Source organism: Mesorhizobium sp. M0276, assembly GCF_040321755.1.
Classification (GTDB): Bacteria; Pseudomonadota; Alphaproteobacteria; order Rhizobiales; family Rhizobiaceae; genus Mesorhizobium.
Genome location: NZ_JAMYSC010000005.1, coordinates 72,657 through 94,550, shown reverse-complemented (window position 1 = coordinate 94,550; position 21,894 = coordinate 72,657). Strand labels below are relative to the sequence as shown.

The following is a 21,894-nucleotide window of genomic DNA, read 5'->3' as shown; positions in this document are numbered from 1 at the left end:
TAATGCTGGCAGTCCGGTATCGACAAGACAACGAAAGTCAGTGTCCTAGCCGGAAAGTTCACGCCACTTGCGGGGCTGGAAACGGGGCGAGTTTCCGACACCGAAAGGTCGTGGTCCGTTCAACTCGTTCCTCCGCCGAGAGGGACTACGGGAGACGCCTTTATGGATGCCGTTATTAAGAAACTCATGCCCCAGTCGGCCTATATGGAGAAGCCGGTTACCGACCGGCCGAGCGAAGCCGAAGTCGAGGCCGCCGTGCGCACGCTTTTGCGTTGGACCGGCGACAATCCGGACCGCGAAGGGCTGGTCGACACGCCAAAGCGGGTGGCCAAGGCCTTTCGCGAAATGTTCGGTGGCTACGACATGTGCCCGGCCGAGGAACTCGGCCGCACCTTCGAAGAGGTCGCCGGTTACGACGACCTGGTCATCGTCAAGGACATAACATTCCATTCGCATTGCGAGCACCACATGGTGCCGATCATCGGCAAAGCGCATGTCGGCTATCTGCCGGACGGCAAGGTCGTCGGCCTGTCCAAGATCGCACGCGTGGTCGATATCTTCGCCCATCGCCTGCAGACGCAGGAGGCCCTAACGGCCCAGATCGCCGGCGTCATCCAGGATGTGCTCAATCCGCGCGGCGTCGCCGTGATGATCGAGGCAGAGCACATGTGCATGGCTATGCGCGGCATCCGCAAGCAAGGTTCGACCACCCTGACCTCGACCTTCACTGGTGTCTTCAAGGACACGCCCGAGGAGCAGGTTCGTTTCGTCACCATGGTGCGCGGCGGCGGGGTCTAAATGGCCCTCGCCGGCCACCAAGAACAAGGACCGGCGATGTCGGCACTGGAATTTCCGAAAGCTCCGTCAGACAAGAAGGCGTTGGAGGAAGGCGCGGTGTTTTCACCGCGCTTCGACGCAGCCGGCCTGGTCACCGTCGTCGTCACCGATGCCGCAGACGGTATGCTGTTGATGGTGGCTCACATGAATGCGCAGGCGCTGGCACTGACGCTGGAGAGCGGCATCGCTCACTACTGGTCGCGCTCGCGCAATGGGCTGTGGAAAAAGGGCGAAACATCAGGCAATTTCCAGCAGGTTGTCGACGTGCTCACGGATTGTGACCAGGACGCCATATGGTTGCGCGTCAAAGTGTTGGGCCACGACGCAACTTGTCACACCGGCCGGCGTTCATGCTTTTATCGGACGGTGAGGCTTGTCGATGGCAAGGGGACGCTTGCCGACGACGGCAACAAGCCGCTGTTCGATGCGGAAAACACATATCGGAAACCACCAGTTTGAACCTTCTGCCTGACACCAGCGACACAAATTCATGATTTCGATACGGCCCGCCTGTATATTAGCCCCGGGACAAGGGAGATCTTGATGCTCGAGTGGGCGTCATTGCGTAACAGACCAGATGTCAGGGAGGCCAACGGCCTGTCCTCCTCCGGCGGCGCATCGGAAACAGCAAGTCAAACCGGCATTTCGCTCGCCTTGGGCGGTGGTTGCGCCCGCGGCTGGGCGCATATCGGCGTGCTGCGTGCGCTTGACGAAGCCGGCATCGAAGTCTCGATGATCGCCGGCACCTCGATTGGCGCGCTGGTCGGCGGTTGCTATCTCGCCGGCAAACTGGACGAGCTCGAAGAATTCGCCCGCAGCCTGACCAAGCGACGTATCTTCGGCCTGCTCGATCTCAACCTGCGCGGCAGCGGCCTTTTCGGTGGCATGAAGCTCGACGCCCGGCTGCGCGAGCACATGGCCGGCATTCGTTTCGAGGACCTGGCCAGGCCATTCGTCGCCGTCACATCCGAAATCCGCACGGGGCATGAAATCTGGCTTTCAAGTGGCTCGCTGATCACCGCCATGCGCGCCTCGTATGCGCTGCCCGGCGTGTTCGAGCCCGTGAATTGCAACGGCCGCGTGCTCGTCGATGGCGCGCTGGTCAACCCGGTTCCGGTTTCGGTCTGCCGCGCCTATGAGCAGCCACTCGTCGTGGCGGTCAACCTTCACTACGATCTGTTCGGTCGCGCCGCCGTCATCAAGCATAGTGCCGGCGAACTGGTCGTCGAAAAGGACGCGCCTAAGCCCGGCCAGGTCGACACCGAGCGCCAGTCGCACCAGACGCGGCTCGGCATCACCGGCGTCATGGTCGAGGCTTTCAACATCATCCAGGACCGGATTTCGCGCGCCAGGCTTGCCGGCGATCCGCCAGACATGTCACTGCAGCCGAAGCTCAGCCATATCGGCCTGACCGAATTCCATCGCGCCGACGAGGCGATCAGCCTCGGCTATCAGGCGACGATGGCGCAGATCGGCGAACTGACCCGGCTGCAAACGGTTCTCGCCTGATCGACGTCATGCCCGCGCCGCATCGGTGATGCGAAATTGCACAGTGCGGTTGCCGTTCCAGTAATTGCCCGACAACGAACCGGCGACGTGGATTGTCTTGCCGCGGTTCTTGAACAGGAATTCGCCGAGTGCGGTATCGACGGCGCGAAAGGCGATCGCCTGGATGCGGCCGCCGCTTTCCGATTGTAGCTCGACGCGGATGTGGTTGGTGCCGACCGGCCGCGCATCGGCCAGTCGGTGACGCGGCAGCACGAAGACGGGTGCCACATGCCCGGCACCGAAGGGTCCGGCCTTTTCCAGTGCGTCAAGAAGGCCGAGCGTCGCGCCTTCGGCGGCAAGCGCACCGTCGATCGCCAGGCTTTCCTCGCCCTGCAGGCGAAACACATCGGCCGCCGCCCGCTCTTCGAAAAACGCCCTGAGCTCGCCGAGCTTCGCCCGCTCCACGGTGATGCCCGCCGCCATGCCGTGGCCGCCGCCCTTGACGATCAGCCCGGCATCGGCCGCCTCGCGCACCAGCCGGCCGAGGTCGAAACCCGACACCGAGCGGCCCGAGCCGGTACCGGTTCCGTTGGCATTGAAGGCAATGGCGAAGGCAGGCCGCCGCGCATGATCCTTCAGCCGTGAAGCAAGCAGACCGACAATGCCAGGATGCCAGGTGTTGCTGGCGGTGACGACGATGGCAGGGCCATTGCCGCCGGCAAGCTCGGCATCGGCCTCGACACGTGCCGCCGCGAGCATCTCCTGCTCCATCAGCTGCCGTTCCTGGTTGAGCCGGTCGAGCGTCTCGGCAATACTGCGCGCCTCGACCGGGTCGTCGGTCGCAAGCAGGCGGCTGCCGAGCGCGGCATCGCCGATGCGTCCGCCGGCATTGATGCGCGGGCCGATCAGATAGGCCAGATGGAAGGTGCTGACCGGCTCGCCGATACGCGAGACCCGTGCGAGCGCAGCAAGCCCTTCGTTCTTCTGCTGGCGCGCCATCTGCAGTCCCTTGACCACGAAGGCGCGGTTGACGCCGGTCAGCGGTACCACGTCGCAGACGGTGGCAAGGGCGACGAGATCGAGCAGCGAAAGCAGGTCGGGCGGCGTGGCATCGGCCATCCGGCCACGCAGGATCCTGGCCGTCTGCACAAGGGCGAGGAAGACCACGCCGGCGGCACAGAGATGGCCCTGCCCGGAAAGGTCGTCGTCGCGATTGGGATTGACGACGGCAATTGCCGCCGGCAAGGCACCACCGACCTGGTGATGGTCGAGCACCACGACATCGGCCCCGGCCTCGTTGGCGGCATCGATGGAAACGGCACTGTTGGTGCCGCAATCGACGGTGACGATCAGTGTCGCGCCACGCGAGACCAATTCACGCATTGCGTCTGGATTGGGACCATAGCCCTCGAAAATGCGATCCGGAATGTAGATTTCCGAAGGCACCGAGAAATGCGCAAGGAACCTTTTCAGCAAGGCCGACGAAGCGGCGCCGTCGACATCATAGTCGCCGAAGATCGCCACCTTTTCCCTGGCCATCACTGCGGCGGCGATGCGGGCCGCCGCCCTGTCCATGTCGGTCAGCGATGCTGGATCCGGCAGAAGATCGCGGATCGTCGGGTCGAGAAACCGCTCGGTCTGCTCGGCGGTGACACTGCGCCCGGCAAGCACCCGTGCGACGATGTCGGGCACGCCATGGCCTTGCGCGATGGCAAGCGCGATCATGTCCTGGCGTTCGGTCAGCCGGTGTTCCCAGGAAACCCCGGATACCGACTGCCTGACATCGAGGAAGAGGCGTTTTTCGCCGGTCATACGTTTTGCCAACTCATGGTTGGCCGCACGATAATGCATGTCGCCCAAAAGTATGCAGCGGTTTTGGGACAACGACATGCATAAACAACAACCTAATGCGCGTCGCGTGAACGCGACGCGCATTAGGCCAAAGACAGGCAAGGCCAAGTGGTGCGCGGTGATGCGCCGTCCCGGGAGATTTCAAGAAAACTACGCTTTCCGCTTTTCAGCCTGGCGCCCGCAGCCATTCGTCGGCCGCATCGCCCATCGTCTTTTCCGCACCGTCCTTGAGCCAGGCCATGAAAGGCCGGTCGAACCTGAACGCATCGCCGCATTCCCGGATGAGAAAGCGGCGCACGTTCTGGGTACTGCGATAGGACTTCGTGATGGCGGTGGCGCGCGAAATCGGATCCGCGTGCCAGTCGAACGGTTTCATCGTCAAATCCTTGCAGCCGGCATCGGATGCGCCCAACTGGCTAACAATTGCAAGGTGGCTTCGCAAGCGGGCGTCAGAACTTGTCCAGGTCCTGATGACGGGCCTTGATCTCGCGCACCGTCCGCGACGACGAGCGCAGCACGATCGTGTGGGTGGTGATATAGTTGTGGCCGAACTTGACGCCTGCCAGCATGTTGCCGTCGGTGACGCCGGTGGCCGCGAACAACACGTCGCCGCGCGCCATGTCTTCGGCTCGATAGACCCGCTTCGGATTGGAAATACCCATCTTTGCCGCGCGTGCGACCTTTTCCGGCGTGTCGAGGATCAGCCGGCCCTGCATCTGGCCACCGGTGCAACGCAGCGCGGCCGCGGCCAGCACGCCCTCGGGTGCGCCGCCAGTGCCGAGATAGATGTCGATGCCGGTTTCCTCGGGATCGGTGGTGTGGATGACGCCGGCGACATCGCCGTCGCCGATCAGCCGGATCGCAGCACCCGTGGCGCGCACGTCGTCGATCAGCTTGGCATGACGCGGCCGGTCGAGGATACAGGCCGTGATGTCCGACACGGCGACGCCCTTGGCCCGGGCGAGATTGGCGATGTTTTCCGCCGGCGAGGCATCGATGTCGATGATCCCGTCGGCGTAGCCCGGACCGATAGCGATCTTTTCCATGTAGACGTCGGGCGCAAACAGCAGGCTACCCTTCTCGGCGATGGCGATAACCGCGAGCGCATTGGGCAGGTTCTTGGCGCAGATGGTCGTGCCTTCCAGCGGATCGAGCGCGATATCGACGGCCGGACCTTTCCCGGTGCCGACCTCCTCGCCGATATAGAGCATCGGCGCCTCATCCCGTTCGCCCTCGCCGATCACCACCGTGCCCTTGATGGCAAGCCGGTTGAGCTCCTGGCGCATGGCATCCACGGCGACCTGGTCAGCCGCCATTTCGTCGCCGCGCCCGCGTAGCTTGGCGGCGGCGACTGCTGCCCGTTCGGTGACGCGCACCAGCTCCATGGTGAGTATCCGGTCGAGACCGGCGACGATGTTCTGGGCCACATTCATCTGGTGATTTCCTCGTTGGCAATACAGCCTCCCGCCGGAGGCGGGCCTGTTTTGTCAAACGAGCATGACAACGGCAAGACCTGCCAATAGTTTTGTCCGAAAGGATAGCAATATCAATCGATTAAACTGCAATCTGAAACGACATCCGCGCGCTCGCTGCGGACCGCACCGACCTTCAAAAGGTGAAAAATCGCGCCGTTCTCGGCCTAAAACACTGCGAGATATTTGAGCAGCGAAATGATGCCGATTATGGTGACGATGATCCGGACGATCTGCCGCGTCCTGCCATCCAATGGCAAGCGCTGGACAAGATAGAGAACCAGGATGATCACCAGAAAGGTGATCAGGATGCCGATCAAGGCAGACGAAGCCATGGTACCCTCCTCCAAAAGACGTGCTAAAACAGGGAAATAAGCCGGAAACGCCGGCCGTGTCGCGCGGGGGTAAGTACCTGGGGCGCGACGTATCGTTCATCGACTGACCAATGGCGAACCCTGCCATAAAGCCGAGCAGACCGATCACGCCGACCACGGCCGTCGTCGTACCGGGATTTTCGCGCGCGACTTCCGAGACCGCATGGGCGTGCGTGCGCAGCTGTTGCGCGGTTCGCGACCCGCGGGTCGTGTCGTAGAACTCGGAAGCCTGCTCGCTGGCGTCATTGAGCATTTCCGTGCCCCGTGCCGAAATGCTCTTGTTGATCTTGGTGATCTCCTTGCGCAGTTCGGCGATCTGCTTTTCCAGCGTCTTCTGGACGTCGATATCAGGGGTATCGGATTTGTTGGTGTCGGCCATGAAGCGGTTCCTTTGATTGCTGACCAAAAGAACGGCGCCGGCACGAATTCGTTCCGGTCGGCCGCGGCTGCTAGCCGTCGGACGCGGCTATCGGGCGGGAACTAGCCTGCCCGCTCGATGCGGATGACCTGCGGCTTGTCGGTCAGATGGCCGTCCTTGGTGATGCCGTCGACGGCCTTGCGCACGGCGGCCTCCGTTGTCTCATGGGTGACGAGGATCACCGTCTTTTGCGCCGCCGCTTCACCGTTGACCGCGTGCTGAACGATCGATTCCAGCGAAATGTCGTTGTCGGCCATGCGCTTGGCTATTGCCGCGAACACGCCGATGCGATCATGCACGGTCAGCCGGATGAAGTAGCCGCCGGCATGGCTGCGCATCTGCGCCTTCTTGTAGGGCTTCAGCTCCTTCGCCGGCCGGCCGAACACGGGGCCATGCTGGAAGCCGGGCCGGCTCTTGGCGATGTCGGCGATGTCGCCGATGACGGCCGATGCAGTGGCATTGCCGCCGGCGCCGGGACCGGACAGCAGCAGCTCTCCAAGAATGTCGGTTTCGATCGCCACCGCGTTGGTGACGCCATGCACCTGCGCGATGACTGAGGCCGTCGGCACCATGGTCGGGTGTACGCGCTGCTCGATGCCGCTGTCGGTGCGCTGGGCGACGCCAAGCAGCTTGATCCGGTAGCCAAGATCGCCCGCCGCGCGGATGTCGGCCTGGGAGATGTTGGAAATGCCTTCCATGTAGATGTCGTTGGCGGCGATCCTGGTGCCAAAGGCAAGGCTGGTCAGGATCGACAGCTTGTGCGCAGTGTCATGGCCCTCGATGTCGAAGGTCGGATCGGCCTCGGCATAGCCCAGCCGCTGTGCGTCCTTCAGGCAGGCGTCGAACGAGATGCCCTCGGCCTCCATGCGGGTCAGGATATAGTTGCAGGTGCCGTTGAGAATGCCAAAGACGCGGGTGACCGAATTGCCGGCCATCGCCTCGCGCATCGTCTTGATGACCGGGATGCCGCCCGCCACTGCCGCCTCGTAGTTGAGCAGCACGCCGCGCTTCTCGGCGATCTCGGCCAGCGCCACGCCATGCTTGGCGAGCAACGCCTTGTTGGCGGTGACGACATGGCGGCCGGCTTCGAGTGCCGCCTTCACCGACAGGCGCGCCGGCCCCTCGTCGCCGCCGATCAGTTCGACGAACACGTCGATTTCGGCGATCTGGGCCATCTCGACCGGATCGTCGAACCAAGTTGCCGCACTGATATCGACGCCGCGATCACGCTTCTGGTCGCGCGCCGAGACCGCGGTGACGATGATATCGCGCCCGCACTGCCGGGTCAGTTCCGCCGCTTTGTCGCGCAGCACGCGCGCCACCGATGCGCCGACGTTGCCGAGACCGGCTATTCCAACACGCAATGCTTCAGCCATGTCCGGCGACGTCCCTCAAGTCAGATCGAAATTGTCCGCGGCTGCAAGCTTACCGGTGAGCGGAAAGCGGCACGACGTTGTTGGGCTGCTTGGCGCTGGTCGCCAGGAAGCGCTTGATGTTGCGCGCGGCCTGCCGGATCCGGTGCTCGTTCTCGACCAGCGCGATGCGCACGTGATCGTCGCCATGTTCGCCGAAGCCGACACCTGGCGCCACCGCCACGTCGGCATGTTCGATGAGCAGCTTGGAGAATTCGAGCGAGCCGAGATGCCGGAACGGCTCAGGGATCGGCGCCCAGGCGAACATCGATGCCGCCGGTGCCGGAATGGTCCAGCCGGCGCGGCCGAAGGCATCGACCATCACGTCGCGGCGCTTGTGGTAGATGTCGCGAACTTCGGCGATGTCGGCGCCGTCGCCGTTGAGCGCGTGTGCCGCCGCCACCTGGATCGGCGTGAAGGCGCCATAGTCGAGATACGACTTTACCCGGGTCAGCGCCGAGATCAGGCGCTCGTTGCCAACCGCAAAGCCCATGCGCCAGCCGGGCATGGAAAAGGTCTTCGACATCGAGGTGAATTCGACGCAGACGTCGATCGCGCCCGGCACCTGCAGCACCGAAGGCGGCGGATTGCCGTCGAAATAGATCTCCGAATAGGCAAGGTCGGACAGGATGATGATGTCGTTCTTCTTGGCGAAGGCGACCACGTCCTTGTAAAAATCAAGCGAGGCGACCAGCGCGGTCGGGTTCGACGGATAGTTGAGGATCAGCGCCAGCGGCTTCGGGATCGAATGCTTGACACCGCGCTCGAGCGCCGGGATGAAGCCGTCGTCCGGCTCTACCTGCAGGGAACGGATGACGCCACCCGACATGATAAAGCCGAAGGCATGGATCGGATAGGTAGGGTTCGGGCACAGGATCACGTCGCCCGGCGCGGTGATCGCCTGCGCCATGTTGGCGAAGCCCTCCTTCGAGCCAAGCGTGGCCACCACTTGCGTGTCGGGGTTGAGCTTCACGCCGAAGCGGCGAGCGTAATAGTTGGCCTGGGCGCGGCGCAGGCCCGGAATGCCGCGCGACGAGGAATAGCGGTGCGTACGCGGATCGCGCACGACCTCACACAGCTTGTCGACAATGGCCTTGGGCGTCGGCAGGTCCGGATTGCCCATGCCGAGGTCGATGATGTCGGCGCCGCGCGAACGGGCGCTGGCCTTGAGCCGATTGACCTGCTCGAAGACGTAAGGCGGAAGCCGGCGGACCTTGTGAAATTCTTCCATGGCAGTTCCAGACAGCAAAAGGGGTATTGGGCGCGCGCTATATACTTATTTGCAGGTAGGGTCGAGGGCGGGGTCGCATTTGGCTTCGATCTGCTTCAACGTTTCGTCGCCGTGCTTCTTGGCTAGCTCCGTCAGCGCCGCCTGATCGGCGACCTTCGGACTGCCGCCTTTTGCCGCCTGCGAATTCTCATCCGCCTTCAATTGCGCAAGCTTGGCGTTCTTCTCGGCTTCGGTGAACTGCGGCGCCGCCACTTGCGGCTTGATGTTCAGGTTCGGAAAGGTACCGGTATCCTTCGGTCCCGCGCTTACAGCAATCGGCGTCGGGCCGCTGCTGTTGGTGCTCGAGCATCCGGCCATCCCCATCAGGATAATCGCCGCACCGATGCGGCAAAAACGTCCGGCGCCGAAAAAAACAGTCTCGCCAATATTAATCGTCATATTGTTTCCTTGGCAGCCGATGTAGAGCGAGATTGGACCCGGTCGGATGTCCCATGTTAATATGTCAAGAAAAGGCCTCGGGAGGAACCCCGCCAACCATGTCCAAAACACCCGATTCGGGCAAAGCGGAAGATGACGAGCCTTCGACCGTCGAGCAATATCTGGTGAAGGACCCGGAACGCTTCGCCCTGAACGTGGCGCGCATGATCGAGCAGGCCGGCAAGGCCGCTTCCGCCTGGGCTGAGCCCCGCGAAAAAGGCGAGGTGCGCGATCATGTCGCCGAGCCGGTCGTCGACATGGTGAAGACCTTTTCCAAGCTCAGCGAATACTGGCTGTCCGATCCGCAGCGCGCGCTGGAAGCGCAGACGCGGTTGTTCTCCGGCTACATGACTGTCTGGGCCAACGCCATTCAGCGCACCAGCAAGGCCGCGGAAGCCACCGAAGATGCCGTCAAGCCGGAGCGCGGCGACAAGCGCTTCCTCGACCCGGAATGGGGCCGCAACGCGTTCTTCGATTTTCTCAAGCAGGCCTATCTCGTCACCTCGCGCTGGGCGGCCGACCTGGTCGAACACGCCGAAGGTCTGGACGAGCATACCCGCCACAAGGCCGGCTTCTACGTCAAGCAGGTGTCCAACGCCATCTCGCCGTCGAATTTCATCCTCACCAATCCGGAACTGTTTCGCGAAACCGTCGCCTCCAACGGCGAGAACCTGGTGCGCGGCATGAAGATGTTGGCCGAGGACATCGCCGCCGGCAAGGGCGACCTGAAGCTGCGCCAGGCCGACTACTCGCCTTTCGAGATCGGCAGGAACATCGCCACCACCCCAGGCAAGGTGGTTGGCCGCAGCGATGTCGCCGAGATCATCCAGTACGATCCGACAACCGAGACGGTGCTCAAGCGACCGCTGCTGATTTGCCCGCCATGGATCAACAAGTTTTATATCCTCGATCTGAACCCGCAGAAATCCTTCATCCGTTGGGCGATCGATCAGGGCCATACCGTTTTCGTGATCTCCTGGGTCAACCCGGACGAGCGCCACGGCACCAAGGGCTGGGAGGCTTACATCCGCGAGGGCCTGCAATACGGCCTCGACACCGTCGAAAAGGCCACCGGTGAACGCGACGTCAATGCGATCGGCTATTGCGTCGGCGGCACGCTCTTGGCGGCAGCACTGGCGCTGATGGCGCGCGAAGGCGACGACCGAATAAAGTCGGCGACGTTCTTCACCACGCAGGTCGATTTCACCCATGCCGGCGACCTGAAAGTCTTCGTCGATGAAGAGCAGGTCGCGGCGGTAGAAAAGTCGATGAGCGAAAAGGGCTATCTCGACGGCACCAAGATGGCGACTGCCTTCAACATGCTGCGGTCCGGCGACCTGATCTGGCCCTATGTCGTCAACAACTACATGCGTGGCAAGGATCCCCTGCCCTTCGATCTGCTCTACTGGAATGCCGATTCGACCCGCATGGGCGCGGCCAATCACTCCTTCTACCTTCGCAACTGCTATCTCGAGAACAACCTCTCGCGCGGCACGATGGAACTGGCGGGCCACACGGTTTCGCTCAGAGACGTCACCATTCCAGTGTACAACCTCGCCTCCAAGGAAGATCACATCGCGCCGGCGCTTTCGGTGTTTCTCGGCTCGAAATATTTCGGCGGCAAGGTCGAGTACGTCATGGCCGGATCGGGTCATATCGCAGGCGTCGTCAACCCGCCGGCATCCAACAAATACCAGTACTGGACCGGCGATATGCCGACAGGCGACTTCGGCCAATGGACAGCCAAGGCCACAGCTCATCCAGGTTCCTGGTGGCCGCACTGGCAAGACTGGATAGAGGCCAAGGACAACACCCGTGTGCCCGCCCGTAAACCCGGCAAGCATATGAAAACCTTAGGGGATGCTCCTGGCACCTATGTGAAGGTGCGTGTGTAACGGACTGTAATGTCTGGTGAGTTGACGCACCGGTAAAAGCGGGCGAAATGGTGTAGTCAACCGTTGAGCAGCCGCAATTCGGCAATCACTGCAAAAATACTTCCAGGCTTGCGGATTTGACACAAGTCTCGTTTCCGGATCGGAGACAAAGGTCACCTTGACACGGCGTATCGCTGCCGCACCAGGGATATACCGACCGGGCATCGAGGGGGATTTTGACTTTGAAATCAGCAGGATGGAGCCTCGCAAAGGGAGAACGCCACGCCATCGTGGCAGCGCTCTGCTCATTGCTTCTGGCCTCCTGCACCTCGGCTGGCGACCCGACGATGTCGGTTGGAATGCCCGGCTATAATGCCACGGCATCGGACATTAATAAGGCCTCTGGCGCCACGCCGACCGCCGCAGCCGATTCGTCCGAGGTCACGACCGAGCAGACGACCGTGATGACGGCCAGCGATACGACACTTCCCGAGACAATCGCCTATGTCCCGATGGCCAAGCCCCAAGCCGCCTTTCCGCTGACCACTCCGGCCGGCAGCGAAACGATTGTCGGACAAACTCCTCAGTCCTTGCAGCAGCAGGCACAGACAACGCAGCAGAGCGACGCGGTCGCCGAAAAGATCGCGGCCGCCGATGCCGGCGTGAATGCGCCGAAGCCGACAGCCGCTCCGGTCATGAACAATCCGGTCTATGTGACGGCTGGCGAGATGCCGCAGCCCGACGCGCCGAAGAAAAGAGGCTTCCTGGCCTCGATGTTTGGCGCCACGCCTGCTTCGGCGACGCCGCTCATCAACACCCGGTCGGGCGGGCAGCCAGCGATGCAGGCCAAACCGGCGCCAGCCGCGGCAAAGCCGATCATCATGCTCGCCTCGGCCAATTCCGCGGAAAAGCCGGTGCAACTGGCTTCGACCGGCGGCGAGACCGGCCACATCACCGGTAGTGATGCCTTGCCCGGCGTGCGCCAGACGGCCCTGTTCGAAATCAAGCGCAAGTCCGGCCTCGACGACGAAAGCGACGTCGACCTCAACGAGGACGAGGGGCCAATCGGCGGCTCCTATCAGGTTGCGTCTGCCGCCGGCATGGCCCGGTTGGCGCCCAACGGGCTGCTCAAGCAGAACGAGAGCGTCGATGTGGCCTGCCTGAAGCCGTCGCTGGTCCGCGTGCTGAAGACGATCGAGGGCCACTACGGCCGCAAGATGATGGTGACCTCAGGCTATCGCGACCCGGCTCGCAACCGCCGCGCCAACGGCGCCAAGAATTCGCTGCACATGTATTGCGCCGCCGCCGACATCCAGGTCCCCGGCGTTTCGAAATGGGAATTGGCGAGCTACATCAGAACCATGCCCGGCCGTGGCGGCGTCGGCACCTACTGCCACACAGAATCCGTCCACGTCGACGTCGGCCCAGAGCGCGACTGGAACTGGCGTTGCCGCCGGCGCAGCGGCGGCGACGACGGCTAGCGGCGCGATTTCACGGGCCGGAAGTATGTTAGCAGCCACTGATCGCCAAGTCATGCTGGCACCCTGCCCAGCCCTGGCGAATGTGCCGTTTTTACAAGCCGGAAAAAAGTTGTCCAAGGTGGCGCCTGACGGGTTGCCGGTTGCGCGCAACGCCAGTATAAGCCGCTTCGTCTGAGCGCGCCCATCGTCTAGCGGTTAGGACACCGCCCTTTCACGGCGGTAACAGGGGTTCGATTCCCCTTGGGCGTACCAGAACTTTCCAAACGCAGCTTGCAATGTGCCAGCCGGTTGGCGCGACCGTGACAAAGGCGGCATTGCGGCAAGAGCCTATACTAAGAAGGGGCGCCCGCCGGTTAAGGCGCCCTCTTCACGGGTTGGTAGAAACACAGGACGGCGGTGCGACCGCCGCGTTCCCAAACCGGGCAGCCTAACTGCCGACCAGCGGCACGGTAACGGTGGTCGCGTAGTTGACCGGGAAGTTGCTGAAGTAAGGGAAGTCGATGACGAAGGCATAGGTGGCGGTCAGATGCGCCATGCGGAAGCCTCCGCTCGCCGGATCGATGGCGATCGTGACATTCACATTCGTCAAACCCAGGGCCTGCAGTTTCTGCGTGGCGATCGATTGTATGTCGGCTTGGGTCAGCGTGTTCTTAAGCTGCAGCGAGCGTGATGATGTCTCCAACACATAGCGAACGCTAGACACGGAGTGCATCGACCAGCCGAAGGCGAAGATCCCGAACAGCAGCATGATGAGGAAGGGCGCGATCAGCGCGAACTCCAACCCGGCCCCGCCCGACCGGTCCTGACTGAACGCGTTCGTCTTAGCGGACACGGATCACCTCCAGGTGGCCGATGGTGCTGGAACCGGAAAAGGCACCGAAGGCGACGGGCGGCACCCAGGTGGCCGATGCCTGGATCTGGACATAGACCGATGGCGCCTTCGGCCCACTGCACATGGTGGAAACGTCGACCACGGTCGTCCCGCACATGTAGATCCGGCTTAGCGTGACCTGACCGTCCTCGGGCCGATTCTCCCAACTAGAAATGGCAACGGCCTGCGTCGCCGTATCGTTGGTCGATCCTGCCATGATCAAGTTCGCCGCAGTCTTCACGCCAGCGCGCATCGACAGCGAACTCGTTACGTAGGACCAGCCGTCCAGAATACCAAGCAGCACGAGGCAAAGGATGGGCAGGACCAGCGCGAACTCGACCGCCGCAACGCCCGCTTCATCGCCAAGGATCGGCGTCGATCGGCGTTCCACGAAGCTACTCGGCCAGTACCACGGACTGCGCGGCTGGAATGTCGCGCATCCCGAGGCTCGAGCAATTCTGATTGACAGTCGCGCTGCCGGACCATTGAATCGTGTTGGCAACCACCTGGGTGCAGCCGCTGTTGCCCGAGAAATTGCCGAGGTAATTGACTTGTTGCTTGGGAAAATAGAGCGCGCCGGTCAAAAGCGAGTCCGCCGTGCCGTTGAAGGTGCTCTGCGCCGCGGTCCCCGTCCTGTCGCCATAGAACAGCACCCCGGAATAGGTGCCTGAGGTCGGCGCGCTCAGCGTCACCGTGGCGTTGCCGTTCATGCTGACGGTGTTGCTGCCTTGCATGAAGATGGTAACCCCGCTGCCCAAAATGACCGCACCCGCGTTGATCTTCAAATTGCCCTGCACGACATAGACGCCGGGAGAAAGCGTGATGGTGCCGTTGAGGTTCATGCCACCGCAATAGGTCCCAGGCTGGATTGTCTGCGTCGTCTTGTTGCCGTTGATATTCTTGCACGGGTTGCTGGCCGCCGGAGCCGGCAGGTCGACAAATGGATCGGCGGCAGGCAGGGCCTGGGTGATCGGGGCCGCGCATACGGTCGTGACGGGATTGCTGAGAGAGACACCGCCCGCCGATATCAGGCAATCGACCTGGAGGGCCGCCGAGCCCTGAAGCTTGATGGCGTCCGGGGCGTTCGAATTGGACATGATGACGCAGTGTGTGACCTTAACGCTGGTATTGCCGGAAAACCCTACAGCCTGCGAGGCGGTCGGATCGAGCGCTTCCATGCAGGCCTTTGAGGCGTCGGTGATCAGGGCCACCGCCCTCGCCTGCTCGGGAACCTGGGCCTGGGTGAAGATTGAGGTAAACATCCGGTCGAGGTTCTGGCGGACTATGACCTCGACTGCTTTCTTGGTCGTATTCGGTCCCGACGTCGGCGGCGTGTTCACGACGATCGTGCCCGAGCCCAGCCCATTCGTGGCGGCCGACTGGGTCGCGGCTGCGACGATGGTCGCCTGGTCGGAACCTGAGATCTGTTCAAGCGCGCCGGCATAGGCGGCGGCATCGGCCGTCGCCTGCAATCTCAGGCTGTTGTAGTACCAATAAGAGGTCTCGACACCGAAGCCCGCGGCGCCGACAACAATGGGCAACGTCAGGGCAAAAATGGTGGCGACATTCGCGCTTGTTCCCCGGCGAATACCGTTCGCGATACGTCGAATCCCGGTGAAGCAAATGAAGGTCATAACCTAGATTAGAAAGCACGCATGTATGAACGAATGGCTAAAAAGTTCAGTTCATTTTTGATCAGCTATCTGTTGTCCTCAAAAAAATGGGTTCGTTGTCTGATCAGCGAGCATGCAAGGCAACGGACGACTTAAAGGCCGTGCACCGATGGATGAGTTCCGGGATAGTTTACAGTTTGCTAACAGCACGATTGCAGAGCCGGAGCCAAGGATCGGCCGGCTCACCTTCGCAATGGGACTTATGCGCGGCAAATCGGGGACCAAGGTCCGTCTGGCGGGTTCATCGATGACGTCGCATGATTCACCGAGCGGGACGGCCGACTCGAAGGATGGACCATGAAAAATCGAACCAATCTGCTCGCAGCGGTTGCGGCGCTCGCACTTCTCGCCTCTCCGGTCTTTGCAGGTCCTGGCGGCAACGGCAATGGCGGCGGCCACGGCAGTGGGAACGGCAACGGCGGGAATTCAGCTGGAGCTGGATCGCAGGGGCATGGAGCTGCGACATCCGCGGCAGCAAAAGATCCTTCAACCAGTGGTTTGACAAAGGCGCTCAGCGTCGTGGCGACCACGCCGGCATCACCGCAGGCTACGCTGGCCCTGCAGGCAGCCTTGGACAAGCTCTTGGCCAAGAACCCGACCGAAGATCCGGCAGACACGACGGATGACTCATCGGGCGAAATCACTGGCTCTACGGAATAGAGAGCTTTGGGGTTGTGGCGCTTTGACGTGACACTCCTTGTGGCCCGCGCCGGTTCGCCGGTGCGGCTTTTTTCAAGCGGAAAGAACTGGCATCGTCTCCGCGACTGTCCCAGCCGACATCTCTCTCTGTACGGCCAGGAAGAACCTGCGCACTTCGTCGCTGGCTGCTGTTCTGTCCCTGCCGGATCCGACAACGAGATCGAGCAACTCCGATGCTTTCGCTCGCCAGAAGGAGGTGGCGGTTTCGCCGTGCAGGCTGCAGAGCTTCGCAGCAACCTCTCTGACCAAGAACAACTGACGGTCGATCGGGAATGCACGAACTTTTTCTGGGGACATCTTCCGAACCATGAGACTGACGCAACGAATCAACCATTGCCAACAAGCAATGGCGTAGCCGGCAAGGTGGAAACGGAAGCTTAACGATGCGGACATTGGTGCGCATTGCAATCGGACAAGGGGAAACGGTGGCAGCCCTCAGGCCTGGAGCGCCGTCGACCCACCGTCGCGCTTGCGCGGCGTCATCATGTCCCTGGCCATCAGTCCGCTCGCCCGGCAAAACGCCATGAACGCCCGGCACGCATCCTCGGTCTTGACCACGTCCACCGTGGCGCCAAAGCAGGCGTTGAAAGCTTTCTGATAAATCGGGCCCTCATGGCGCGCAGGCCAGTCCTGGAGAAAATCGAGCGCCTGTTCGACCCCGTAGATTTCCTCGACTGGCAGGCCGGGTGCGGGTGCGATGCGCACCGGCACCTCGAATTGCAATCTGTCCATCCCACATCTCCCGAACTGGCGTCACCGGGGGCGGCAACGCCGTCGTCAAAAGTTGTTTTGACCGGCTTTTGGCCCAGAAATGTGTCGTCACTTTGGATCGTCAGAAAGGAAAAGCAAGCCGCGCAAAAATCGGCTAGACATAGCCCCATGCAAGAGGAATATCCCGAAGCGCGGCCGCATTGGGCAGTTCTTCCTTGAACCTTCTGCCCTCAAGTGCCAAATCTGGGGAGATTTTCACATCGGCTCTCTTGCAGGGCCCTACCGCCTAAACGGACAAAATGGTCACCTATCTCGACGCAGCCACTGCACCACTCAGAAACACCGGCCAGATCCGCCTTTATGGCGAGGAAGGCTTTGCCGGCATGCGCAAGGCTTGCGATCTCACCGCGCGCTGCCTCGACGAGCTGGTGCCGATGATCGAGCCCGGCGTCACCACCGAAACCATCGATCGCTTCGTCTTCGAATTCGGCATGGACCATGGCGCACTGCCAGCGACACTCAACTATCGCGGCTACACGAAATCGTCCTGCACCTCGATCAACCATGTCGTCTGCCATGGCATCCCCGACAACAAGCCGCTCAAGGATGGCGACATCGTCAACATCGACGTCACCTATATCCTGGACGGCTGGCACGGCGATTCGTCGCGCATGTATCCAGTCGGCACGATCAAGCGCGCCGCCGAGCGCCTGCTCGAAGTCACGCATGAATGCCTGATGCGAGGCATTGCGGCGATCAGGCCAGGCGCACGCACCGGCGCCATCGGTGCTGCCATCCAGACCTATGCCGAGGGCGAGCGCTGCTCGGTGGTGCGCGACTTCTGCGGCCACGGCGTCGGCCAGCTTTTCCATGACGCGCCGAACATCCTGCACTACGGCAGCGCCAATGAGGGCGTCGAGATGCGGCCCGGCATGATCTTCACCGTCGAGCCGATGATCAATCTCGGCCGGCCGCACGTAAAGGTTCTGTCGGACGGCTGGACCGCAGTGACGCGCGACCGCTCGCTGTCGGCGCAATACGAGCACACGATCGGCGTCACCGACACCGGTTGCGAGATTTTCACGCTGTCGCCCAAAAAACTCGACCGTCCGGGCCTGCCGGCCTAGAGTTTTGTCGTGTAGGGCGGCGCTGGCACCTCGATCCCGGCCGCTTGCGTAGAGCACGGCATCATGCCCGACTGGACGTGAGATCGTCTTATGACGATTGGAACACCCGTAGCATTTCGGCAGGTCGATGGTGACGACCTGTCCGTTGAGTTGGTTGTCCTGCAATTCGATCCTGCGACCTCGATGATGTCGGCAACGATCGAGAGGCCCAGGCCGAAGCCATGCTTCGATACAATGCCGCGAGACGCATCTTCCTTGAAGAATGTTTCGAAAACACAGAACGAACTGGCACGGAGCAATCGATCAACAATTGTCCTTTATGATTTGCCGTATCGGGATTCCAGCGCATCTGCAATTCGTTCGCAAAGCATTTCAGCGGTGACGGTCGTTAGGTGCAGGCGAATGCGGCTTCCCTGCGTATCGATTAGCGAAACAGCAACTCCGCTATCAGAATACTCGAGGTGGCGGAGAACGTTGGTGACCACGAAATCTGGTGTTTCGCTGGATCTCTTGTCGAAGTCACCCACAGATTTTTCCTCCAATTCAGGTTTTATCGATATTTTTCGGCTTCCATGCAACCGAAACCAGGTGCAGTTCTTCGGATTGACTCTCGGCGTCGCCTGATTTCCGAATAAAGTACTTTGTCAGCTTACCATTTTCCGCAGCCTGTACCATCCACTTGCCATGACATATTTTATCTCCACGTTGTTCGACTTGACACACCCTCCCTCTGCTCCGCTCGGCAAATGGATAATTAGGCCACTAGGCCGTGTACTTGACGCACACGAAGCGTTTCAGTTCTGCGAAAATAAATTCGCCATTCGCCTCAAGTGTGCCGGGCTTCTATTGAGCAAAGGTCCACAACAATAGACCCGAAGCAACGCATCGCAATTAGCAACAGAAAGCCGGTGCATGCAGGCAGGTCTCGCCTGAACATCGATCCACCCTCACTCGATTTTGCCATCGACGATATGCAGGCGGCGGTCCATCCGCTCTGCCATCTCGAGATTGTGCGTGACCGCGACCACTGTCTTGCCGCGATCGCGCACCAACTTTTCGAGAATTGTGAAGACCTGCTCGGAACTCTTGGAGTCCAGGCTTCCCGTCGGCTCGTCGGCGAGGATGAGCGGCGGGTCATTGGCGAGCGAGCGCGCCACTGCCACGCGCTGGCGCTGGCCACCCGAGAGCTGGTCGGGCCGCTTGTCTAGATGCTCGGCAAGTCCCAGCGAGCCAAGCAACTCGCGGGCGCGCTCGCGCATCTCTTCTCGCTTCAATCTGCCGAGCTTGCGCATCGGGATCTCGACATTCTCACGCACCGTGAATTCGGGCAGCAGGAAGTGGAACTGGAACACAAAGCCGAGCATCTCGAGCCGCGTCCTTGCCCGCTCCTTCTCGTCCATGGGACCGGCGTCACGGCCACCGATCTTCAGAGTCCCACGGGTCGGCCGATCGAGCAGCCCGAGCAGATAGAGAAGCGACGACTTGCCGGAGCCGGATGGACCGGTGACGGCGATGAACTCCTTCTCGCGGATCTCAAGCGTGATGTCCTCGACCAGCGTAACGGGGACCGTTTCCGGCAAGATGCGCATCAGCCCTTCGGTCTCGACCAGCGTGGTCATGTCGCGCCTCTGATGATGTCGACCGGGTTTTGCATCGCCGCCCGACGCGCCGGCAGATATCCGGCCACCGCCGCCGAACCGACCGCGAAGCCCGTGGCGATGACGTAATGCAGCACGCTCCAGGCGATCGGAAGATGCGTCATCTCCTGGCCGGTCGCGGCGATCTCGAAGCGAACCAGCGACAGCGCGTAGACCATCGCGAAGCCGAGCACCCAGCCGAGCGCCGAACCGCCGGCGCCGATCGCCACCCCTTCCAGCAGGAACAGCCGGCGCATGTCGGCCTCGGGGAAACCGAGCGACTTCATGATGGCGATGTCGCGCGCCTTCTCGTGTGTGATGGTGGAGATGATGTTGAAAATGCCGAAGCCGGCCACCAGCATGATCGCGCCGACCACGGTGTACATGATGACGTTGCGGATGACGAAGGCTTCAAGGATGGATTCGTTGGCCTCTTGCCACGCCACGGCCTTGTAGCCGAGCTCGGCTTCAGCCCGCCTCGCCACCGCGGGCGCGCGGTTCGGATCATCGAGCTTGATCCGGATTTCGTTGATCGCGTTCGGCCGCACGGACACGATCTGCGCGTTCTTTAGAAGAATGTAGGCCTCGCTCTCGTCGCGCTGGGTCGTGCCGGTGTGGAACAGCCCGGCGATCTTGAAATTGCGCGCCTGGCCTTGCGAGGAAACCGCCGTGATCGTGTCGCCAAGCCCGGCGCCGAGCCGGTTCGCCATGGTGTCGCCGACGAGCACATTGTTGCCGCCGGCCGCAAGTGCGGCGAAGCTGGCTTGGACAAAATCCTCGACGATCGGCGACACGCCGGGCTCGCGCTCCGGCTCGACGCCGATGATGGTCGCGCCCACCTCGCGGCTGGAATAACGGATCACGCCCTGTGTCTTGAGGCTCGGCGCGAAGCGTCCGGGAATCCAGCTCTCCAGCCAGGCGGTCGCCTCGGTCGGGTTGATGATGCCGCGGCGGTCGTCACGCGGCCTCAGCCCCGAGATCGCGACAGTGTCGAACATATCCTCGGCCGGCTGGCGTCGGGCTGTGCGTTGTTCGTCGGTGATGTCGACATGGGGCATCGTGTCGACGAGTTGGCGCACGAAGTCGTCCTGGCCGCCCTGCATGAGCGCTGCCATGGCGATCGAGAAGCCGACGCCGACCGCCACGCCGATCACCGCGACGAGCGTCTGCCGGCCGCGGCCGGCGATGTGCGTGACTGCGATGTCGAGGATCAGCGGCATTTCCACCTCACGATTCTCGGGCCGCGACGCGCGCGCCGTCGGCAAGGTCCGCTGGGTAGGGCGAAACGACCCGCTCCTGCTCGCCAATGCCGGACCACACCTCGACACCGTCGACTCCGCGGATGCCGGCGCGGATCTCTCGCCGCCGCGCCCTGTCGCCTTGGACCACGAATACGTCGTTCCCCTGGACCGCAGCCGAGGGTATCAACAGCACGTTCTTCGCTTCACGGGTGACGACATTGACGTCGGTCGACATGCCGATCCTCAGCGGCGTGTCGTCGGGCAGGTGCAGATAGACGCGATAGGTTTTCGTCGTCGGGTCGCCCTTGGGCGTGATGCTGTCAACCGCCGCCTCGAGATTCTGCCCGAGGAATGCATCGGCCCTGAGGAGCACTCGCTGGCCGACCTCGACGCGCGCAATATCCTCCTCGTTGACGTCCGCGACCACCCGCAGCGGACGCGGCTCGCCGACCCAGAACAGCACGGTGCCGAGCTCCGCGATCTCGCCCACCTCGCCGTCTTGCCTCAACACGACGCCGGGACTCGGCGCCCGCAATATGTAAGTCTCAAGCCGTGCCTTCTGCGCGGCAAGCTGCGCTTCTATCTGCGATAGTTCGCTACGCGCGCGATCGAGCGCCTGTTGGCTCGCTGCATTTTTTTGCGCAAGCACGGTTTGGCGTTGGAACTCCTGTTCGGCGAGCGCCCGCCGCGCCTCAAGTTCGCCAAGCACGGCCTTCGCCTCGCTGTCGTTAAGCTTGGCGAGCACATGGCCGCGCTCGACCCGCGATCCTTCGCAGTCGCACTGCTCTATGATCCTCTCGCGCACCACCGGCGCCACCTTGGCCCAGGTCTTGGGCTCGACTGCGCCGCTGGCATAGACGATCTCGGCGGCGTCGCCGCGCTTGGCGGTCACCACCGAAACAGGTGCCGGCCTCAGAAAATACCAGGCCGCGGCACCGCCTGCCGCCACCGCAACGATGGCCATACCCGCAATCCAGCGCCTCAACCGCATGCAGCTCCTTTTTGGCGAGACCTGTGGCG

Annotated in this window: 24 protein-coding genes, 1 tRNA gene and 1 pseudogene; 9 read left to right on the top strand and 17 right to left on the bottom strand. The window is 62.1% G+C overall.

Annotated elements, in window-relative coordinates:
- The first annotated feature begins 162 nt into the window (after positions 1-162).
- The 3 genes from folE (at position 163) to NKJ01_RS06190 (ending at position 2,346) form a co-directional block, all read left to right on the top strand.
- Positions 163-798, top strand: coding sequence for a GTP cyclohydrolase I FolE (gene folE, locus NKJ01_RS06200; protein WP_352607207.1), 636 nt, complete (start codon positions 163-165; stop codon positions 796-798).
- A gap of 36 nt (positions 799-834) precedes the next feature.
- Positions 835-1,296 (top strand): phosphoribosyl-AMP cyclohydrolase, encoded by a 462-nt coding sequence (gene hisI / locus NKJ01_RS06195; RefSeq protein ID WP_352726827.1) that lies wholly within the window; start codon positions 835-837, stop codon positions 1,294-1,296.
- 84 nt (positions 1,297-1,380) lie between these two features.
- Positions 1,381-2,346, top strand: coding sequence for a patatin family protein (locus NKJ01_RS06190; protein WP_023757566.1), 966 nt, complete (start codon positions 1,381-1,383; stop codon positions 2,344-2,346).
- Positions 2,347-2,352: 6 nt separating this feature from the next.
- Here the strand turns inward: NKJ01_RS06190 and recJ are convergent, their stop codons facing one another.
- From recJ to NKJ01_RS06170, 4 genes are all read right to left on the bottom strand, one after another.
- Positions 2,353-4,137 carry a single-stranded-DNA-specific exonuclease RecJ gene (gene recJ / locus NKJ01_RS06185; RefSeq protein ID WP_352607203.1) on the bottom strand — a complete coding sequence of 595 codons (1,785 nt, stop codon included), beginning with the start codon at positions 4,135-4,137 and terminating at the stop codon, positions 2,353-2,355.
- A 205-nt stretch (positions 4,138-4,342) separates the two neighbouring features.
- The gene (locus tag NKJ01_RS06180; RefSeq protein ID WP_352726825.1) at positions 4,343-4,552 is read right to left on the bottom strand and encodes a DUF6434 domain-containing protein; all 210 of its coding nucleotides are present in this window, start codon (positions 4,550-4,552) and stop codon (positions 4,343-4,345) included.
- Between the two features lie 73 nt (positions 4,553-4,625).
- Positions 4,626-5,609: a class II fructose-bisphosphatase gene (glpX, locus tag NKJ01_RS06175; RefSeq protein WP_352726823.1), complete on the bottom strand. Its 984-nt coding sequence runs from the start codon at positions 5,607-5,609 to the stop codon at positions 4,626-4,628.
- Between the two features lie 206 nt (positions 5,610-5,815).
- Positions 5,816-5,983, bottom strand: coding sequence for a Thivi_2564 family membrane protein (locus tag NKJ01_RS06170; protein WP_352607197.1), 168 nt, complete (start codon positions 5,981-5,983; stop codon positions 5,816-5,818).
- 202 nt (positions 5,984-6,185) lie between these two features.
- Between NKJ01_RS06170 and NKJ01_RS06165 the strand changes: the two genes are divergently transcribed.
- The gene (locus tag NKJ01_RS06165; RefSeq protein ID WP_352726821.1) at positions 6,186-6,506 is read left to right on the top strand and encodes a hypothetical protein; all 321 of its coding nucleotides are present in this window, start codon (positions 6,186-6,188) and stop codon (positions 6,504-6,506) included.
- Here the strand turns inward: NKJ01_RS06165 and NKJ01_RS06160 are convergent.
- The 3 genes from NKJ01_RS06160 to NKJ01_RS06150 are packed head-to-tail and all read right to left on the bottom strand — an operon-like array spanning position 6,503 to position 9,617.
- Positions 6,503-7,816, bottom strand: a complete 1,314-nt coding sequence (locus NKJ01_RS06160) for a homoserine dehydrogenase (RefSeq protein ID WP_352726819.1) — start codon at positions 7,814-7,816, stop codon at positions 6,503-6,505. The two genes, NKJ01_RS06165 and NKJ01_RS06160, sit on opposite strands and share 4 nt — an antisense overlap.
- A 49-nt stretch (positions 7,817-7,865) precedes the next feature.
- Positions 7,866-9,083, bottom strand: coding sequence for an LL-diaminopimelate aminotransferase (locus NKJ01_RS06155; RefSeq protein WP_352607046.1), 1,218 nt, complete (start codon positions 9,081-9,083; stop codon positions 7,866-7,868).
- A gap of 45 nt (positions 9,084-9,128) precedes the next feature.
- Complete coding sequence (locus NKJ01_RS06150; RefSeq protein ID WP_352726817.1) at positions 9,129-9,617, bottom strand: hypothetical protein; 489 nt, start codon at positions 9,615-9,617, stop codon at positions 9,129-9,131.
- A gap of 2 nt (positions 9,618-9,619) precedes the next feature.
- Between NKJ01_RS06150 and NKJ01_RS06145 the strand changes: the two genes are divergently transcribed.
- The 3 genes from NKJ01_RS06145 (at position 9,620) to NKJ01_RS06135 (ending at position 13,167) form a co-directional block, all read left to right on the top strand.
- Positions 9,620-11,455, top strand: coding sequence for a PHA/PHB synthase family protein (locus NKJ01_RS06145; protein ID WP_352726815.1), 1,836 nt, complete (start codon positions 9,620-9,622; stop codon positions 11,453-11,455).
- A 215-nt stretch (positions 11,456-11,670) separates the two neighbouring features.
- Entirely contained in the window at positions 11,671-12,915 is a 1,245-nt protein-coding gene (locus NKJ01_RS06140) for a YcbK family protein (protein ID WP_352726813.1), read from the top strand.
- Between the two features lie 177 nt (positions 12,916-13,092).
- Positions 13,093-13,167 (top strand) — tRNA-Glu (locus NKJ01_RS06135).
- A 175-nt stretch (positions 13,168-13,342) separates the two neighbouring features.
- Here the strand turns inward: NKJ01_RS06135 and NKJ01_RS06130 are convergent.
- From NKJ01_RS06130 to NKJ01_RS06120, 3 genes are read right to left on the bottom strand one after another with little or no spacing between them, the layout of a single operon-like run.
- Complete coding sequence (locus tag NKJ01_RS06130) at positions 13,343-13,747, bottom strand: TadE/TadG family type IV pilus assembly protein (RefSeq protein ID WP_352726811.1); 405 nt, start codon at positions 13,745-13,747, stop codon at positions 13,343-13,345.
- Entirely contained in the window at positions 13,737-14,177 is a 441-nt protein-coding gene (locus tag NKJ01_RS06125; protein WP_352726809.1) for a TadE/TadG family type IV pilus assembly protein, read from the bottom strand. Before NKJ01_RS06125 ends, NKJ01_RS06130 begins: the two co-directional genes overlap by 11 nt.
- A 4-nt stretch (positions 14,178-14,181) precedes the next feature.
- Positions 14,182-15,420: a pilus assembly protein TadG-related protein gene (locus tag NKJ01_RS06120; RefSeq protein WP_352726807.1), complete on the bottom strand. Its 1,239-nt coding sequence runs from the start codon at positions 15,418-15,420 to the stop codon at positions 14,182-14,184.
- Between the two features lie 336 nt (positions 15,421-15,756).
- Between NKJ01_RS06120 and NKJ01_RS06115 the strand changes: the two genes are divergently transcribed.
- Positions 15,757-16,119 (top strand): hypothetical protein, encoded by a 363-nt coding sequence (locus NKJ01_RS06115; protein WP_352607036.1) that lies wholly within the window; start codon positions 15,757-15,759, stop codon positions 16,117-16,119.
- Positions 16,120-16,191: 72 nt separating this feature from the next.
- On the opposite strand, the gene NKJ01_RS06110 is transcribed toward NKJ01_RS06115, so the two are convergent.
- Both NKJ01_RS06110 and NKJ01_RS06105 read right to left on the bottom strand, forming a co-directional pair.
- Positions 16,192-16,551, bottom strand: coding sequence for a DUF6074 family protein (locus NKJ01_RS06110; protein ID WP_352726805.1), 360 nt, complete (start codon positions 16,549-16,551; stop codon positions 16,192-16,194).
- A gap of 42 nt (positions 16,552-16,593) precedes the next feature.
- Positions 16,594-16,890 (bottom strand): DUF982 domain-containing protein, encoded by a 297-nt coding sequence (locus NKJ01_RS06105; RefSeq protein ID WP_352607032.1) that lies wholly within the window; start codon positions 16,888-16,890, stop codon positions 16,594-16,596.
- A gap of 278 nt (positions 16,891-17,168) precedes the next feature.
- On the opposite strand from NKJ01_RS06105, the gene map reads away from it, so the two are divergent.
- Positions 17,169-17,996, top strand: coding sequence for a type I methionyl aminopeptidase (map, locus tag NKJ01_RS06100; protein WP_023757583.1), 828 nt, complete (start codon positions 17,169-17,171; stop codon positions 17,994-17,996).
- Positions 17,997-18,113: 117 nt separating this feature from the next.
- Here map and NKJ01_RS36415 read toward each other — a convergent pair.
- From NKJ01_RS36415 to NKJ01_RS06080, 5 genes and pseudogenes are all read right to left on the bottom strand, one after another.
- Positions 18,114-18,271: pseudogene (locus tag NKJ01_RS36415) on the bottom strand (sensor histidine kinase); the annotation flags it as partial.
- Between the two features lie 42 nt (positions 18,272-18,313).
- Positions 18,314-18,523: a hypothetical protein gene (locus NKJ01_RS06095; protein WP_352726803.1), complete on the bottom strand. Its 210-nt coding sequence runs from the start codon at positions 18,521-18,523 to the stop codon at positions 18,314-18,316.
- Positions 18,524-18,943: 420 nt separating this feature from the next.
- A complete protein-coding gene (locus NKJ01_RS06090; RefSeq protein WP_352726801.1) occupies positions 18,944-19,615 on the bottom strand; it encodes an ABC transporter ATP-binding protein in 672 nt (223 codons plus the stop codon).
- Complete coding sequence (locus NKJ01_RS06085) at positions 19,612-20,853, bottom strand: ABC transporter permease (protein ID WP_352726799.1); 1,242 nt, start codon at positions 20,851-20,853, stop codon at positions 19,612-19,614. The genes NKJ01_RS06090 and NKJ01_RS06085 overlap by 4 nt, the downstream gene beginning before the upstream one ends.
- A 7-nt stretch (positions 20,854-20,860) precedes the next feature.
- Positions 20,861-21,838: an efflux RND transporter periplasmic adaptor subunit gene (locus NKJ01_RS06080; protein ID WP_502905860.1), complete on the bottom strand. Its 978-nt coding sequence runs from the start codon at positions 21,836-21,838 to the stop codon at positions 20,861-20,863.
- Positions 21,839-21,894: the final 56 nt, after the last annotated feature.

Bases quoted from the DNA above. Each gene is read 5' to 3' on its own strand.
- folE (WP_352607207.1), top strand. From the start codon at position 163: ATGGATGCCGTTATTAAGAAACTCATGCCCCAGTCGGCCTATATGGAG.
- hisI (WP_352726827.1), top strand. From the start codon at position 835: ATGTCGGCACTGGAATTTCCGAAAGCTCCGTCAGACAAGAAGGCGTTG.
- NKJ01_RS06190 (WP_023757566.1), top strand. From the start codon at position 1,381: ATGCTCGAGTGGGCGTCATTGCGTAACAGACCAGATGTCAGGGAGGCC.
- recJ (WP_352607203.1), bottom strand. From the start codon at position 4,137: ATGACCGGCGAAAAACGCCTCTTCCTCGATGTCAGGCAGTCGGTATCC.
- NKJ01_RS06180 (WP_352726825.1), bottom strand. From the start codon at position 4,552: ATGAAACCGTTCGACTGGCACGCGGATCCGATTTCGCGCGCCACCGCC.
- glpX (WP_352726823.1), bottom strand. From the start codon at position 5,609: ATGAATGTGGCCCAGAACATCGTCGCCGGTCTCGACCGGATACTCACC.
- NKJ01_RS06170 (WP_352607197.1), bottom strand. From the start codon at position 5,983: ATGGCTTCGTCTGCCTTGATCGGCATCCTGATCACCTTTCTGGTGATC.
- NKJ01_RS06165 (WP_352726821.1), top strand. From the start codon at position 6,186: ATGGGCGTGCGTGCGCAGCTGTTGCGCGGTTCGCGACCCGCGGGTCGT.
- NKJ01_RS06160 (WP_352726819.1), bottom strand. From the start codon at position 7,816: ATGGCTGAAGCATTGCGTGTTGGAATAGCCGGTCTCGGCAACGTCGGC.
- NKJ01_RS06155 (WP_352607046.1), bottom strand. From the start codon at position 9,083: ATGGAAGAATTTCACAAGGTCCGCCGGCTTCCGCCTTACGTCTTCGAG.
- NKJ01_RS06145 (WP_352726815.1), top strand. From the start codon at position 9,620: ATGTCCAAAACACCCGATTCGGGCAAAGCGGAAGATGACGAGCCTTCG.
- NKJ01_RS06120 (WP_352726807.1), bottom strand. From the start codon at position 15,420: ATGACCTTCATTTGCTTCACCGGGATTCGACGTATCGCGAACGGTATT.
- NKJ01_RS06115 (WP_352607036.1), top strand. From the start codon at position 15,757: ATGAAAAATCGAACCAATCTGCTCGCAGCGGTTGCGGCGCTCGCACTT.
- NKJ01_RS06110 (WP_352726805.1), bottom strand. From the start codon at position 16,551: ATGTCCGCATCGTTAAGCTTCCGTTTCCACCTTGCCGGCTACGCCATT.
- NKJ01_RS06105 (WP_352607032.1), bottom strand. From the start codon at position 16,890: ATGGACAGATTGCAATTCGAGGTGCCGGTGCGCATCGCACCCGCACCC.
- map (WP_023757583.1), top strand. From the start codon at position 17,169: ATGGTCACCTATCTCGACGCAGCCACTGCACCACTCAGAAACACCGGC.
- NKJ01_RS06090 (WP_352726801.1), bottom strand. From the start codon at position 19,615: ATGACCACGCTGGTCGAGACCGAAGGGCTGATGCGCATCTTGCCGGAA.
- NKJ01_RS06085 (WP_352726799.1), bottom strand. From the start codon at position 20,853: ATGCCGCTGATCCTCGACATCGCAGTCACGCACATCGCCGGCCGCGGC.
- NKJ01_RS06080 (WP_502905860.1), bottom strand. From the start codon at position 21,838: ATGGCCATCGTTGCGGTGGCGGCAGGCGGTGCCGCGGCCTGGTATTTT.